At 70.9% G+C, this 14,562-nt stretch carries 13 protein-coding genes; 6 read left to right on the top strand and 7 right to left on the bottom strand.

Annotated features, from left to right (window positions below; translation table 11 throughout):
* Positions 1 to 66: 66 nt before the first annotated feature.
* Positions 67 to 1,662: an amidohydrolase gene (locus FOH10_RS12630; protein WP_186000814.1), complete on the bottom strand. Its 1,596-nt coding sequence runs from the start codon at positions 1,660 to 1,662 to the stop codon at positions 67 to 69.
* A 158-nt stretch (positions 1,663 to 1,820) separates the two neighbouring features.
* Here FOH10_RS12630 and FOH10_RS12625 point away from each other — a divergent pair, with 158 nt between their 5' ends.
* The gene (locus tag FOH10_RS12625) at positions 1,821 to 2,315 is read left to right on the top strand and encodes an FxsA family protein (RefSeq protein WP_039809601.1); all 495 of its coding nucleotides are present in this window, start codon (positions 1,821 to 1,823) and stop codon (positions 2,313 to 2,315) included.
* A 62-nt stretch (positions 2,316 to 2,377) separates the two neighbouring features.
* On the opposite strand, the gene FOH10_RS12620 is transcribed toward FOH10_RS12625, so the two are convergent.
* The 3 genes from FOH10_RS12620 to FOH10_RS12610 form a co-directional block, all read right to left on the bottom strand.
* Positions 2,378 to 3,805: an RNA-guided endonuclease TnpB family protein gene (locus tag FOH10_RS12620; RefSeq protein ID WP_186000813.1), complete on the bottom strand. Its 1,428-nt coding sequence runs from the start codon at positions 3,803 to 3,805 to the stop codon at positions 2,378 to 2,380.
* A gap of 181 nt (positions 3,806 to 3,986) precedes the next feature.
* The gene (locus tag FOH10_RS12615) at positions 3,987 to 4,649 is read right to left on the bottom strand and encodes a response regulator (RefSeq protein WP_143980842.1); all 663 of its coding nucleotides are present in this window, start codon (positions 4,647 to 4,649) and stop codon (positions 3,987 to 3,989) included.
* Positions 4,650 to 4,680: 31 nt separating this feature from the next.
* The gene (locus FOH10_RS12610) at positions 4,681 to 5,910 is read right to left on the bottom strand and encodes a sensor histidine kinase (protein WP_143980841.1); all 1,230 of its coding nucleotides are present in this window, start codon (positions 5,908 to 5,910) and stop codon (positions 4,681 to 4,683) included.
* Positions 5,911 to 6,034: 124 nt separating this feature from the next.
* Between FOH10_RS12610 and FOH10_RS12605 the strand changes: the two genes are divergently transcribed.
* A complete protein-coding gene (locus FOH10_RS12605) occupies positions 6,035 to 6,802 on the top strand; it encodes a TSUP family transporter (RefSeq protein WP_143980840.1) in 768 nt (255 codons plus the stop codon).
* A 180-nt stretch (positions 6,803 to 6,982) separates the two neighbouring features.
* Here FOH10_RS12605 and FOH10_RS35595 read toward each other — a convergent pair whose 3' ends face one another.
* Positions 6,983 to 8,383: a TetR/AcrR family transcriptional regulator gene (locus FOH10_RS35595; RefSeq protein WP_244961928.1), complete on the bottom strand. Its 1,401-nt coding sequence runs from the start codon at positions 8,381 to 8,383 to the stop codon at positions 6,983 to 6,985.
* A 188-nt stretch (positions 8,384 to 8,571) separates the two neighbouring features.
* Here FOH10_RS35595 and FOH10_RS12595 point away from each other — a divergent pair, with 188 nt between their 5' ends.
* From FOH10_RS12595 to FOH10_RS12585, 3 genes are all read left to right on the top strand, one after another.
* Positions 8,572 to 10,098, top strand: coding sequence for a TldD/PmbA family protein (locus tag FOH10_RS12595; protein WP_143980839.1), 1,527 nt, complete (start codon positions 8,572 to 8,574; stop codon positions 10,096 to 10,098).
* Positions 10,099 to 10,103: 5 nt separating this feature from the next.
* The gene (locus FOH10_RS12590; RefSeq protein ID WP_143984049.1) at positions 10,104 to 11,501 is read left to right on the top strand and encodes a metallopeptidase TldD-related protein; all 1,398 of its coding nucleotides are present in this window, start codon (positions 10,104 to 10,106) and stop codon (positions 11,499 to 11,501) included.
* 223 nt (positions 11,502 to 11,724) lie between these two features.
* Complete coding sequence (locus FOH10_RS12585) at positions 11,725 to 12,603, top strand: S1C family serine protease (protein ID WP_244962071.1); 879 nt, start codon at positions 11,725 to 11,727, stop codon at positions 12,601 to 12,603.
* A 7-nt stretch (positions 12,604 to 12,610) separates the two neighbouring features.
* Here the strand turns inward: FOH10_RS12585 and FOH10_RS12580 are convergent, their stop codons facing one another.
* On the bottom strand, positions 12,611 to 12,880 hold the full coding sequence (locus tag FOH10_RS12580) for a helix-turn-helix transcriptional regulator (RefSeq protein WP_143980838.1): 270 nt from the start codon (positions 12,878 to 12,880) through the stop codon (positions 12,611 to 12,613).
* Between the two features lie 77 nt (positions 12,881 to 12,957).
* On the opposite strand from FOH10_RS12580, the gene map reads away from it, so the two are divergent.
* On the top strand, positions 12,958 to 13,725 hold the full coding sequence (gene map, locus FOH10_RS12575; protein WP_143980837.1) for a type I methionyl aminopeptidase: 768 nt from the start codon (positions 12,958 to 12,960) through the stop codon (positions 13,723 to 13,725).
* A gap of 22 nt (positions 13,726 to 13,747) precedes the next feature.
* On the opposite strand, the gene FOH10_RS12570 is transcribed toward map, so the two are convergent.
* Positions 13,748 to 14,467 carry a VOC family protein gene (locus tag FOH10_RS12570; protein ID WP_143980836.1) on the bottom strand — a complete coding sequence of 240 codons (720 nt, stop codon included), beginning with the start codon at positions 14,465 to 14,467 and terminating at the stop codon, positions 13,748 to 13,750.
* Positions 14,468 to 14,562 lie beyond the last annotated feature (95 nt).

Genomic DNA, 14,562 nt, shown 5'->3' with positions numbered 1-14,562 from the left:
GGGAAGCTGGGCCTCGGGGTGCTGTGCCGCAGGGGTCCATTCGCCCTGGATTCAATCGCCATGTATTCAATCGCCATGGATGGTGACCCCGCGGTGCACGGTGCGCAGGCAGCGCGGCAGCGGCGCGGTGGGGTCGAGGGGTGGGAGGCCGGGAACGCGGGAGCGGGGGTCGGTGGACCAGCGCTGGACGGAGTCGGCCGACGCGGCGACCACCAGGTCGTCGGCCGCCCAGACGGCGTAGGAGGCGGGGGCGCCGGGGACCAGGGTGCCGCTGACGCCGTCGCGGACACCCCCCGCACGCCAGGCGCCGCGGGTGGCGGCGGTGAAGGCGGCGCGCGGGGAGATGCCGTGGCCGGGGGTGCGGTGGTGGGCGGCGGCGCGGACGGCCGCCCAGGGATGCAGCGGTGTCACGGGTGCGTCCGAACCGATCGCGAGGGAGATGCCCGCGGCGGCCATGGCGGCGAAGGGGTTGAGGGTGGCGGCGCGGTCCGCGCCGAGGCGGGCGGCGTACATGCCGTCGACCCCGCCCCAGGCGGCGTCGAATCCGGGTTGCACACTGGCGATCACGCCCCAGGCGGCGAGTTGCGCGATCTGCTCGGCGTCGACCATCTCGGCGTGTTCGACGCGGTGACCGCGGGTGGCGACGGCCGGGCCGCCGAGTTCGGCGGCGGCGCGGGTGAATCCGTCCACCACGATATCCATGGCGGCGTCGCCGATGACGTGGAATCCGGCCTGGATACCCGCTTCGGTGCAGGCGCGCAGGTGGGCGGCCACGGCGTCGGCGTCGAGGAAGGCGGTGCCGCGGGTGTCGCGGTCGGCGTAGGGGGTGCGCAGCCGGGCGGTGTGCGAGCCGAGGGACCCGTCGACGAACAGGTCACCGCCGAGGGCGTGCACGCCGAGTTCCTTCACCAGGGTGCGGGCCTCGTCGGCGGTGCGCACGGCCTCGCCCCAGTACACGCGCACCTCGACACCGTGGGAGAACTCCAGCAGTTCGGCCACGTCCGCATGCCCGCTGATCTCGGGTCCGGCGCATTCGTGGACGGCGACGATGCCGTGCGCGGCGGCGTGGTCGAGGGCGGCCCGCCGGGCGCGGTCGCGCTGGGCGCGGTCGAGTCCGTCCAGCACGGCGGCACGCACCCGGTGATGGGCGTTCTCCCGCAATGGTTCTCCGCGCGTGAAGCCGGCGGCTTCGGTCACGCCGGGCACCGCGTCGAGCAGGGCGCTGGACACCACGGCCGAATGCGCGTCCACCCGGGTCAGATATACCAGGCGGCCGGGGGCGGCGGCATCGATCTCGGCCGAGGTCGGCGCTCGCCGCTCCGGCCAGCGCGTCTCTTCCCAGCCGTCGCCGAGGATCGCGCCCTGCGGCCGGGTGCGCGCGAATTCCCGCACCAGTTCCAGGCATTCGGCCAGCGACGCGGCCCGCGACAGATCGAGTCCGGTGAGCTGCAACCCCAGCGCGGTGATGTGCACGTGCGGATCCACGAACGCCGGTGCCACGAACGCGCCGTCGAGATCGACGACCTCCGCGTCCGGATGCAGCGCTCGCCCCGGCTTGTCCTGGCCCACCCACACCACGATCCCGTCGCTCACCGCCATGGCGGTCGCGTCGGGATTACTCGAACTGTAGATACGGCCACCGACAAGCAACTGGGTACTCACGAGTCTCCAGTCTGCCGCACGCCCCACCCGCACCCCCGACCAGCCTCCGGCCGTGCCGAGCACGGTCCCGCCCGGGTGCCCCGCGCCACAGTTCCATTCGGGAGAAATTTCGCGCATTCGGACGTTGTCCGGGTAGATCGTCCGAAAGGATCGCCCCCATGCCCGCACTGTTGTTCCTCGCCTATCTGGTCGCCGAGGTCGCCACGCTGGTGGCGTTCGGCCACCTCATCGGCGTTTTCCCCACGATCCTGCTGCTGATCGGCGGTTCGGCGGCCGGTCTGATCCTGGTGCGTTCGCAGGGTCGGCGTGTCTTCGAGCAGTTCCGCAGGGCCGCGCGCGGCGAGGTCGCGCCGAGTTCGGCGGTCGCCGACGGCGCGCTGGTCACGCTGGGCGCGATCCTCATGTTCGTTCCGGGTCTGCTCACCTCGCTGCTCGGCCTGCTGGCCCTGGCCCCGCCGACCCGCTTCCTGCTGCGCCCGGCGGTGGCCGCGTTCGCCGCCCGCCGCCTGGGCCGGGTCGCCGCCGCCGTCGGCCCGTACGGCTATCGCGGTGTGGTCGTCGATCCCGACGGCGAGGTCGTCGACGGCACGGTCGTCACCGAGTGGTACGACGACGGCCAGGGCACGGCCCGCCGCATGATCGACCCGCGCTGACAGCCTGTTGGGTAGCCCGGGTGTGGGGTTACTCGACAGCGCCCTTCTCGGGCGTCCGGCACTCACACCGCGAGCGGGCGAGTGCCGGTTCCCGCGTCTACCGGGCCGGTTACACCGACACCCGAACGGTGTCGGTCAGCGCCTTCCCGTCGGCGGGCGTTGGTGACCCGGCCCCCTGCTGGGAGGTCCGGGGATCGTGACACGCTCTGGTGGATGGTGGGCCAGTGTGCGAGGTTGATCGCCGCGTTCACATCCCGATCGATTCGTAGCCCACACGCGCAGGCGAATACTCGATCGGCCAAACACAGCTCCGGGTTGACGGTGCCGCAACGCGAACAGCGTTTGCTCGACGGGAACCACCGATCAGCAGTGACCACGATGCCGTGCCGCCACTGCTGTTTGTAGCGCAGGATGCGCGCGAACTCGGCCCACCCGGCATCACTGATCGCCCGGGCGAGGGTGTGGTTGCGGAGCATTCCGGCCACGTGCAGGTCCTCGACGACGAGCCGGTCGTGGGTCTTGACCAGCATGCCGGTGACCTCATGCAGAAAGTGACGACGAATCGCTGTGGTCTTGCGATGGTGCCGAGCCAGCCGCGCGTCGGCCCGGTCTCGGTTGCGTGATCCTTTCTGCGTGCGGGACAGTGCTTTTGACAGTCGTCGCTGCCGGGCCAACCCGGCAGCAAGCGGCTTCGGCGCGGTGACGCGGGCGACCTCGCTACCGTCGGTGGTGGCGGCGACCACAAACGCCGACAGTCCTCGATCCACTCCGACCCAGCCGTGTTCGTCGCCGGGGTCGCGGGGCCGGTGGTGGTGGGCGGGGTGCAGGTCGGCGGCTTCGGTGGCCACGCTGATCGACCACCGGCCGCCGCGCTGGGTGACGGTGGCGTAGAGGATTCTCGCGCGGCCCTTGGCCAGCATCCGCCGCAACCGGCGCGTGTCCTCCCGCACCCGCAGCACACCGAGTCCGGGCAGGGTGACCGACCGGGGGATATCGCCGTCACCGATCCGGATCGACGGACGGCCGTTCTTGGAGGGCTTGTTACGCAGCCGGAACGCCGGAAGAGTGCTCCGCTTGCATTTCCACCGGGGAAACCCGATCCGCTTGCCATTACGGCGACCATTCCGGGAGTTCGACCAGCCAGTCAGGGCGTGGCCGCAGTCGACGGCGGCTTCCTCGAACACCTGCTGGCACACCTGATCCCGCCACACCAAGCCGGTCACCCGCACCTGTGCCGTCCCGGCGGCGTCGACCGTGAACACCCGCCCGGCCGCCTCGGATTTCTTCCAGGCGTTGAACGCGTTGATCAGGCTGAACCGCGTCCACGGCACCGAATGCTCGGGATCGGTATCACGCTGCGTCAGAGCGGTTTTCACCAGGTGCAGGCATTGGTTGAACGCGAACCGCGCCGCGCCCGCGTGCCGGGCCAGCGTGGCGTGCTGCTCGGCAGTGGGCTCGAGCCGGTAGCGGAAGGTGGTATGCCTGCTCATCACCAGCGAGTGTGACATAGGCCACCGACAACGAACCGTGCGTCGATACGACCATCACCGGGCAACGCGGAACGATCAGTTCACCAACAGGCAGTGAGTAAGCATTCCCACACCGGCCCACCCGCCGGGCCTTTTCCATGCGGTGGGCCGTACGCACCGGCCCGGTTCGGGCGTCCGGACTTCACGCGCTGCCGGGGCGGACCAGTCCGGTTTCGTAGGCCAGCACCACCGCCTGCACCCGGTCGCGCAATCCGAGTTTGGTGAGTACCCGGCCGACGTGCGTCTTGACGGTGGCCTCGGAGAGGTAGAGCGCCGTGGCGATCTCGGCGTTGGAGCGGCCGGCGGCGATGTGTTCGAGCACCTCGCGTTCCCGGGCGGTGAGGACGTCCAGCACGCCCGGGTCGCGGCCGCCGGCCGGATCGTCGGCGATCAATCGGTCGAGCAGGCGTTTGGTGACCTTCGGGGAGACCACGGCGTCACCGGCGGCGACGCTGCGGATGGCGGAGATGAGGTCCTCGGGCGGGGTGTCCTTGAGCAGGAAGCCGCTGGCTCCGGCGCGCAGCGCGCCGAGGGCGTGCTCGTCGAGGTCGAAGGTGGTCATGACCAGAACCCGGCTGCCACACCCGGAGTCGATGATCTGCCCGGTGGCGGTGACGCCGTCGGTGACCGGCATGCGCACATCCATGAGCACCACGTCGGGCCGCAGTTCGGCGGCGTGGGAGATGGCGGTGGCCCCGTTGTCGGCCTCCCCCACCACCTCGATGTCGGGGTGCGCGCCGAGCACCATCTTCAATCCCGCGCGCATGAGTTCCTGGTCGTCGACTACGAGAACGGTGATCGGCACGTAGATCAATCTATCGGCCCGCGCCACCGATTTACTCGTCCGGTGCGCGTTCCAGCGGGATCGTGGCGCGCACCCGCCACCCGCCCTCGGGGCGGCGGCCCGCGCTCAGGGTGCCGCCGAGCACGGCCATGCGCTCACGCATGCCGACCAGACCCAGGCCGCTGCCGACGGTGGCCAGGCCGTTCGCGGGGGCGACGGTGGCGACCCCGCCCGCCGGGGTGTCGGTCGCTCGCGCGGTGTCGCCGGGCGCGCCGCCGGAGTCGACGATCTCGATCAGGACGTCGCTGTCGCGGCGCACCACCCGCACCTTGGCGCGCGGGTCGGGTCCGGCGTGGCGCAGGGTGTTGGTGAGCGACTCCTGCACGATGCGGTGCACGCCGAGGCTGATCTCGGGGCTGACATGGTCGAGTTCACCGCTGAGTTCGAGTTCCACCGCCAGCCCCGCACTGCGCATCATGGCGACCACCTTGGCGATGCCGGCGGTGCCGTGCTGCGGAAGTTGTTCGGGCGCATGCTCGGTGCGCAGCAGCTCCACGGTGCGGCGCAGTTCGCGCAGGGCTTCGCGTCCGGTGCCGGCGATGGTGGTGAGCGCCTGTTCGGCGGTGTCGGGGTCGTGGCGCAGGGCGTAGCGCGCGCCGTCGGCCTGCACGATGATGACGCTGACCGCGTGTGCGACCACATCGTGGAGTTCGCGGGCGATGCGGGTGCGTTCGGCGGCGACGGCGTCGTGGGCGCGCCGTTCGCGGTCGTAGTCGGCGACGGCCAGCCGCGCTTCCACCTCGGCGTCGTAGGCGTGACGCGCGCCGATGAATTCCGCGAGGGTCCAGCACAGGGCGTAGTAGACCGCGGTGAAGGCGGCGTCGGTGCCCTTGGGGGTGCCGATCAGGTAGTGAGCCACGGCGCTGTCGACGACGAGTCCGCCCAGGTACAGCAGTCCGTGGCGGCGGCCGACGTAGGCGACCAGCGTGTACAGCATGATGCCGAGGCCGAGCAGTGCCGGATGGACCGCGCCCTCGTTGTCGGCGACGGCCCAGTGTGCCAGCGAGGCGAAGTACGACAGCCCCAGCAGCGCGATCGCGGATCCGACCGGGTGGGTGCGCCGGAAGATGACCGGTAGCGGCAGCAGGACGCTGAAGGCGAGGTAGACGGCCTTGTGGTCGCTCTCGCCGACCCCGAGGATGTCGATAAGCAGCAGCGCGAGCGCCAGCATCGAATCGGCTACCTGGGGCCTGCCCCGCAACCACAGACTGAACCGACGCATGGGTCCACCCTAGGTCGTGCCGGGGACCGGCCGTTCCAGCACGCCGCCCACCGGTTGAAGAACCGACCGGTTCGAGCTTTTCGGTGATTTGCCCGAAGTGTGCGCGTTCTGGTTGGGTCGGCGAGTGAACGTTGCGGACTGGGCGGTACTGCTGACGGCGGCGACGGCGGCCGGATGGGTGGATGCGGTGGTCGGCGGCGGCGGACTGATCATCCTGCCGACGCTGTTCGTGGTGGCGCCGGGCATCGCCCCGCAAACCGCCTTGGGCACCAATAAACTCGCGGCCTTCTCCGGCACCAGCGCGGCGGTGCTCACCTTCGCCCGCAAAGTGCCCATGCGATGGCGCAGCCTGCTGCCCGCCGCCCTCCTCGCCGGACTCGCGGCGGCCTGCGGCTCCGCGGCGGTCGCGCTCATCGACCGGGAGCTGTTCATCCCCATCGTCATGGTGGTGCTGGTGGGTGTGGCGGTTTTCGTCACATTACGGCCGTCGATCGGCGTCACCATGGCCACCCATCCCCCGACCCGCCGCAAGACCATCCTGGTGATCGCCCTGGCCGCCGGGCTCATCGGCCTCTACGACGGTCTGCTCGGCCCCGGCACCGGCACCTTCCTCATCATCACCTTCGCCACTCTGCTCGGCACCGAATTCGTGCGCGCTGCCGCCATGGCGAAGGTGATCAACTGCGGCTCCAACCTCGGCTCCCTGCTCTTCCTCGGCGCGACCGGCCACGTGCTGTGGGCACTCGGCTTGGCCATGGCCGTCGGCAATGTGCTCGGCGCGGTCATCGGCTCCCGCATGGCCCTGGCCCGCGGCGCCGGCTTCGTCCGCGCGGTACTGCTGATCGTGGTGGTGGCCATGGTGATCCGCCTCGGCTGGCAGCAGTTCGCCTGAGCCACGGAAACATCAGACCTACCACGCGCGGCCGCGACCGGGCCGACCTCCCGCCCGGAGTCGACCGGCCACGTGACCGCGAGGCGCGGCCGACAGCGAGGGGCGAGGGTCTGCCGTGCGGGGGCCGTGGTGCGACGGACCCGCGCGAGATGTGCCCGCCGTGCCGCGGCCCGCATCGACTCAGACCAGAGCGTCCTGAGGTAGCGGCAGATCATCGGCGCTGTCGCTGGGCGCGTCGGCCGGGTGCCAGGGCGATTCCGGCTGCGGCTGGTCGGCGGTGTCGAGGCGGGTGGTGCCGTCCTCGGCCCGGTACACGGTGAAGCGTTCGGTGGGCAGCGGGCGGGCCGCTTCCAGGGCGCGCCGAAGGGGTTCCGGGCTCAGGCGGCGCACGGCATGCCGGGGGCCGGGCGACTCCGGACGAGGGGTGGCGGCCGACCGGTGCGCTGGCACGACAGTCTCGCGCGCCGCACCGGCGGACTCCCACGATCCCGCCGACTGCCCGGACGACACCGCGCGGGGATCCCGCGACTCCGCCTCATGTCGCGGCATGTCGGCCGCGGCCGCGCTGGTTTCTGCCCTGCACTCTCCGAACCCGGATCCGAACTCCCCCGCTGCCGCGGTGCGCTCGCCGGATTCCGTTCCGGACTCTCCGGATTCGGCCGCGCCGTCACGGGGCTCGGGCGTGTTGTCCCCGGATTCCGCCGCGCCCCGGGGCTCGGGTGAACCGTCCCGCGGTTCCACCACCCGCCCGCCGGTTCCCGCTGCGCGCGGCCGACCGCCGCGCGCAGACGCGTCCGACCCGATCGCGTCCGACCCGATCGCGTCCGACTCGATATCTCGGTCGGCCGATCCGGCGGTATCGCCTCGGGTATCGAGCCCGTGCGCCGTCGTCGCCACGGCGTCACCGGTCTCGGTGGCGGGCCGCGGTCGCGTCTCCGCCGTCGGGCCGGTGTCGGTGTGGCGCTCGTTCAGCCAGGGGGCCAGCACCTTCGAGGTGGTCTCCTGGATCTTGCGGTGCAGTTGCTCGCCGTCCTCCAGGCCCGGTTGCTGGAACAGAACGGTGAGGGCGCCGGAGACCGCGCCGACCACCGCGCCCACCAGGGCGGCGGCGCCGACGTCGTCGAGCTCGTCCGGGAAGGCCGCCCGCAACTGTCTGGCGATCTCCTGTTGTGAGGCCAGTTGGGCGTAGGCCGCCCGGCCGCTCACGGCGGGCACGGTGCGCGAGATCCGGGCGCGCAGCACCGAGATGCGCGATGCCAGGGTGTCGCCGAGGTGGTCGCCGGGATTGTCGCCCGCCGCGCGCAGGGCGCGCAGCAGCACCTCCACGGGACGTTCGCCGGGGCGGCGGGTGGCGATGGCCCGGACGGCGGCCTGGACCCGTTCGTCGGGTTCCGGGAAGAGCAGTTCTTCCTTGCTCGCGAAGTAGTTGAAGAACGTTCTGGTGCCGACCTCGGCGGTGGCGGCGATATCGGCGACAGTGGTCGCCTCATAGCCTCGGGTCTCGAACAGTTCGACGGCAGCCTCGAGCAGGGCTCGGCGGGTGCGTTCACGTTTGCGGTCACGAAGTGCGGATGGCGGCACGCGGGCAGACGCTACGGCATCCGAGCAGCAAAACGTGGCATGTCCACGGGTTTGTCGCGCGCGTTTCATGGTGTGCGACTTCGCAGTCCGTGCATTGTTGCAGCGTGTGCAGCTTCGCACGCTGTGTATTACGGCTCGCTCGCGGATGCGGTTGGCGCGTGTCGGATGTCCGGCTTAGCGTGGACCGGGTGAGCATCGCAACCAAGGCCGTGGACGACGAGTTCCGCGCACTGCCCCTGGCCGCGCTCGCCGATGCCGCCCTGTCGGCGGCGCGGTCGGCGGGCGCGAGCTATGCCGATCTGCGGGTGCACCGGCTGGTGTCGCAGTCCATCCGGCTGCGGGACGGCCGGGTCGAATCGGTGGGCGACAGTACCGATCTCGGCTTCGCGGTCCGGGTGATCGTGGACGGCACCTGGGGCTTCGCCTCGCACGCCGTGCTGAATCCGGAGTCGGCGGCGGAGGTGGCGCGCCGCGCGGTCACCGTTGCCACGACGTTGCGGGCATTGAATCGTGAGCGCGTCGAACTCGCCGCCGAGCCGGTGTACGACGGCGTGGAGTGGGTGTCGGACTACGACATCGACCCCTTCACCGTGCCCACCCCCGAGAAAACCGCGCTGCTGCTGGACTATTCGCGGCGGCTGCACACCGCCCCCGGCGTGGATCACGTGACGGCGTCGCTGTACCAGGTCAAGGAGCAGACCTTCTACGCCGACACCTTCGGCTCCCGCATCACCCAGCAGCGGGTGCGGCTGCAACCGCAACTCGAGGCCATCGCCGTCGACACCGCGGCGGGTGTCTTCGACACCATGCGCACCCTCGCCGCCCCGGCGGGTCGCGGCTGGGAGTACGTGACCGGCGCGGACGGCGTCTGGGATTGGGACGGCGAACTCGCGCGCATCCCGGAGTGGCTGGCCGAGAAGGTGGCCGCCCCGACCGTCGTCCCCGGCCCCACCGATCTGGTGATCGATCCCAGCAACCTGTGGCTGACCATTCACGAGTCCCTCGGCCACGCCACCGAGTACGACCGCGCCATCGGTTACGAATCCGCCTACGCGGGCACCTCCTTCGCCACCCCGGACACCCTCGGCACCCTGCGCTACGGCACCCCGATCATGCATGTCACCGGTGATCGCACCGAGCCGCACGGGCTGGCCTCGGTCGGTTACGACGACGAGGGGGTGGCCGGGCAGCGCTGGGATCTGGTGCGCGACGGCATTCTGGTGGGCTATCAGCTCGACCGCGTCTTCGCCCCGCGCCTGGGCCTGGAGCGGTCCAACGGCTGCTCCTATGCCGACTCCCCGCACCACGTGCCGATCCAGCGCATGGCGAATGTGTCGCTGCGACCGGATCCCGAGCGCGACACCAGCACCGCCGAGCTGATCTCCCGGGTGGCCGACGGCCTCTATATCGTCGGCGACAAGAGCTGGTCGATCGATATGCAGCGCTACAACTTCCAGTTCACCGGCCAGCGCTTCTTCCGCATCCGTGACGGCGAGTTGGCCGGGCAGGTGCGCGATGTCGCCTATCAGGCCACCACCACCGACTTCTGGGGCGCCATGGAGGCCGTCGGCGGCCCGTCCACCTGGGTGCTGGGCGGTGCGTTCAACTGCGGGAAGGCGCAGCCCGGTCAGGTGGCGGCGGTCAGCCACGGCTGCCCGTCGGTGCTGGTCCGCGGGATCAATGTCCTCAATACGCGCACGGAGGCCGGGCAGTGAACAGCATGATCGCAGCACCCGAGGTGGTGGAGACCGCGCTGCGGCACTCGCGCGCGGACGAGGCCGTCGTCATCGTCACCGACGCCCACGACGCCTCGCTGCGCTGGGCCGGAAACTCCATGACCACCAATGGTTCCTCGATATCGCGTGACTGGGCGGTCGTCTCGATCTTCCGGGACGGTCCGCGGGTCGCACGGGTCGGCAGCGTCGGTTCCACCAGTGTCGATCCGGCCGAGATCGAATCCGTGGTGCGCGCCAGCGAGGCCGCGGCCCGCGACGCCGAACCGGCCCGTGACGCCATGCCGTTGCTGACCCCGGAGACGGTCGGCCCCGTCGGCCCGGACGGCGAGCTGTCCTGGAACGGTTCCCCCGCCGGTACCGACATCACCGTCTTCGAGGGCCTGGCCCGCGATCTCGCGGCCGGCTTCGACGGCGCGGACCGCCTCTACGGATTCGCCCACCACCAGATGCATTCCAGCTGGCTGGGCACCTCCACCGGGATCCGCCGCCGCTGGGTGCAGCCCACCGGATCGGTGGAGATCAACGGTAAGCGCGGTGCGGGCGCGGAACTGGCCAGCGCCTGGGTGGGCGCGGGCACCCTCGATTTCACCGATGTCGACACCCCCGCCCTGCTGGGCGAACTCACCCGCCGCCTGGACTGGTCGGCGCGACGGGTGGAGCTGCCCGCCGGACGCTACGAAACCCTGCTGCCGCCGTCCGCGGTGGCCGACCTGATGATCTACATGGCGTGGAGTATGGAGGGTCGCGGCGCGCAGGAGGGTCACACCGCTTTCTCCCGTCCGGGTGGCACCCGGATCGGCGAGCGGCTCACCGATATCCCGCTCACCCTGTATTCCGATCCGAGTGCCGCCGGTCTGGAGTATCGGCCGTTCGTGGTCACCCCGTCATCCTCGGAGTCGCTGTCGGTCTTCGACAACGGACTCACCGCGCGCCGGGTGGACTGGCTGCGCGACGGCGCGATCGCCAACCTGGTGTATCCGCGCGCCACCGCCGCCGAATTCGACGCCGCCGTCACGCCGCCCGGTGAGAACCTGCTCATGACCGGCGGCACCGACGCCTCGCTCGCGGAGATGGTGGCGCGCACCGAACGCGGACTGCTGCTCACCTGCCTGTGGTACATCCGCGAGGTGGATCCGGCCACCCTGCTGCTCACCGGCCTCACCCGGGACGGCGTCTACCTGGTGGAGGACGGTGCGGTGACCGCCGCGGTCAACAATTTCCGCTTCAACGAGAGCCCGCTGGATCTGCTGCGCCGGGTCGGCGAGGCGGGCCGCACCGAGATCACCCTCCCCCGCGAATGGAAGGACTGGTTCACCCGCACCGCCATGCCCGCGCTGCGCATTCCGGACTTCCACATGTCGTCGGTGAGTCAGGCGACCTGAGCCGCGTGATTGCGCCGGGGGCGAACAGCGTGCCGGGACCGCCGGGCGCGGGGCATGCTGGAAGCAACACTGTAATCACGTAATTCGGGTGGTGGTCGTCATGGACGACGAGTCGACCCTGTCCATGCCGGACGATGCCGCGGACGCGCCGTCCCCGGGTGGGCGCGACCTGCTCGGCGGCACACCGGACGCCGCCGCGTTGGACGCGTACTCGCGGACGGTGATGGCGGTCGCCGAGTCGGTGACGCCGCATGTGGCGAGTGTGCAGACCCGGCGGGGCGGCGGCTCCGCCGTGGTGTTCACCGATGACGGGTTCCTGCTGACCAATGCCCATGTGGTCGGCTCGTCCGGAAGCGGCGGCGTGGTGTACGCCGACGGTGCGGAGTCGAGATTCGATGTGGTGGGCGTGGATCCGCTGTCGGATCTCGCGGTGCTGCGCGCCCGCGGCGGCGCGCCCGCGGCCGTGACCCTCGGCGACGCCGACCGGCTCGCGGTGGGGCAACTGGTGGTGGCGGTCGGCAGTCCGCTGGGCCTGGCCGGATCGGTGACGGCGGGCGTGGTCAGCGCGCTGGGCCGGGCCGTTCCGGTCGGCAACCGGCGCACCGTACGCGTGATCGAGGACGTCATCCAGACCGATGCCGCCCTCAATCCCGGCAATTCCGGTGGCGCGCTGGCCGATTCGGCGGGTCGGGTGATCGGGATCAATACCGCGGTGGCGGGGATCGGATTGGGGTTGGCCATTCCCATCAATGCCACCACCCGCCGCATCGTCGCCACGCTGCGCAGCGACGGCCGGGTGCGTCGCGCGTACCTCGGCGTGGTCGGAGTGCCCGCGCCGCTGCCGAGCGCGGTCGCCGACCGCACCGGTCAGGGTGCGGGGCTGCGCCTGGTGGAGGTGGTGCGCGGCGGCCCCGCCGACCGGGCGGGGTTGCGCAAGGGTGATCTGGTGCTGAGCGTGGCGCGGGCGGAAGTGCGTGACGCCCAGGGCATTCAGCGCCAGCTGTTCGACGAGGCGATCGGCCGCCCGCTGCCGGTCACGGTGCTGCGCAACGGCGCGATGGTGGACGTCATCGCGGTTCCCGTCGAACTGACGGTGTACTGACCGGCGGTCAGGACGCCGAACGCTGCGGCGACGCGGTGGGCTGACAGCTTTCGGCGAGATCGTCCAGCGGGATGTCCAGGGTGCGGCTGAGCGCCACGATGGTGCCGAAGGCGGGGGTGGGCAGCCGCCCCGATTCGATCTTGCGCAGGGTTTCCGGGGAGATGCCCGCCGCGGCGGCGACCTCGGCGAGATCGCGGCCGGCGCGGGCGGTGCGCAGGGCGTGGCCCAGGCGGCGTCCGGCCTCGATCTGGGCGGGGGTCAGCGGAAGTCGGACCATGCGGTCACTCTACTCGATTTGGTATTTAAATACCGACGCGGGCTAGGGTGGTATTAAAATACCAAACGGAGGTTGTGATGGTGGAACTGAAATCGCCCGCGGAGATCGATCGCATGCGGGTCACCGGCCGGTTCGTGGCCGAGGTGCTCGGCGAACTGCGGGCGCGGGCCCGGGTCGGCGTGAATCTGCTGGACCTGGAACGCCATGTGCGGGAACGGATTCGCGAGCGCGGCGCACAGTCCTGCTACTGGGACTACGCACCCTCCTTCGGTCGCGGCCCGTTCCGCAATACCGTCTGCCTGTCGGTGAACGACGCCGTCCTGCACGGCCTGCCCTTCGACTACGCCCTGCGCGACGGCGATGTGCTCAGCATGGATCTGGCGGTCGGCATCGACGGCTGGGTGGCCGACGCCGCCACCACCGTCATCGTGGGCACCCCCGCCGCCGAGGATCAGCGCCTGATCCGCGCCACCGAGGACGCCCTCGCCGCCGCCATCGACGTCGCCCGTCCGGGCAATCGGGTCGGCGACATATCGGCCGCCATCGCTGCGGTGGCGCGCGGCTACGGCTACCGGGTGAACACCGAGTTCGGCGGGCACGGCCTGGGCCGGACCATGCACGAGGACCCGCATATCGCCAATGCGGGCCGGCCGGGACGCGGCTACCGGCTGCGCCCCGGCCTCACCATCGCCATCGAGCCCTGGTTCGCCCGCACCACCGATCGCGTGGTCACCGATCCGGACGGCTGGACCATCCGCTCCGCCGACGGCTCGCGCACCGCGCATTCCGAGCACACGGTGGCGATCACCGCCGACGGGCCGCAGGTGCTGACCGTCGCGGCCTGAGTCCCGTCGCGGTACGCGGCGGTCAGTCCCCCGTTTCGAGCCACTCCTCCAGCGCACCGACCACGCGCAGTTCCGCCGCGACCACCGCGCGGTCGGCCTCGGACAAGTCGAGTTCCGCCAATTCCGAACGCACGTCGACTGCCCGCGCGGTATCCCCGGTGGCGACCGCGATCTCCAACAGCTGCGCCAGCGCCCGCCCCTTGTCGACGGCCGGTGCGGTGGCGCCCAACCGTTTGAGCCCGGTCACGATGGCGCGGGCGGCGGCCTTGTCGTCCATCTTGGAATCCCGCAGGATGCGGGCATTGTCGAGGACGCGCGCCAAGCCCTCGAGATCGCGCGCGCCGCCGTATTCGGGATCCGGCTCGTCGGGGCGGATGTAGATGATCGCGTTGCCGACCGGGTCGACCACCGTGAAGCGCGTCTGCCCGGGCCGGAAGCGGGTGATGCGTGGATTGCCGCGCGCGGGCACCCTGCCGTAGCGGGCGCGAAGGGCGGCGGTGAACTCCGCGTGCAACGTCTCCACGTCCTCGACGAAGACCAGGCAGCCGACATGTGCGGTCTGTGCGTCGACGCCCCCGTGCGGGGTCGGTCCGAAGTGCACGTGCCAGCCGTCGCGTTCGACCGTCCCATAGGTGTACGGGCGCGTCTGCTCGCTGGTGACCTCGTAGCCGAGCGTGCGGTAGAAGTCCAGGGTTTCGGGCAGGTTTCCGCCCCACAGCACCGGCACCGAGAGGTTCGCCATCCCATTACCTCACTCTTGGTAATCAAATTTGACTACCTCAGCCTAGGGACGCTTCGCAGCGGAAGTCAAGTTTGATTACCATGAGCGGGACCGTC

This window comes from Nocardia otitidiscaviarum, from assembly GCF_007362295.1.
GTDB classification, from domain to species: Bacteria; Actinomycetota; Actinomycetes; order Mycobacteriales; family Mycobacteriaceae; genus Nocardia; species Nocardia otitidiscaviarum.
This window is presented reverse-complemented; position numbering and strand designations above follow the sequence as displayed.

Excerpts from the sequence above, each read along its gene's own strand:
- FOH10_RS12625 (WP_039809601.1), top strand. The coding sequence starts at position 1,821 with ATGCCCGCACTGTTGTTCCTCGCCTATCTGGTCGCCGAGGTCGCCACG.
- FOH10_RS12620 (WP_186000813.1), bottom strand. The coding sequence starts at position 3,805 with ATGAGCAGGCATACCACCTTCCGCTACCGGCTCGAGCCCACTGCCGAG.
- FOH10_RS12610 (WP_143980841.1), bottom strand. The coding sequence starts at position 5,910 with ATGCGTCGGTTCAGTCTGTGGTTGCGGGGCAGGCCCCAGGTAGCCGAT.
- FOH10_RS12590 (WP_143984049.1), top strand. The coding sequence starts at position 10,104 with ATGATCGCAGCACCCGAGGTGGTGGAGACCGCGCTGCGGCACTCGCGC.
- FOH10_RS12585 (WP_244962071.1), top strand. The coding sequence starts at position 11,725 with ATGGCGGTCGCCGAGTCGGTGACGCCGCATGTGGCGAGTGTGCAGACC.
- FOH10_RS12580 (WP_143980838.1), bottom strand. The coding sequence starts at position 12,880 with ATGGTCCGACTTCCGCTGACCCCCGCCCAGATCGAGGCCGGACGCCGC.
- map (WP_143980837.1), top strand. The coding sequence starts at position 12,958 with ATGGTGGAACTGAAATCGCCCGCGGAGATCGATCGCATGCGGGTCACC.
- FOH10_RS12570 (WP_143980836.1), bottom strand. The coding sequence starts at position 14,467 with ATGGCGAACCTCTCGGTGCCGGTGCTGTGGGGCGGAAACCTGCCCGAA.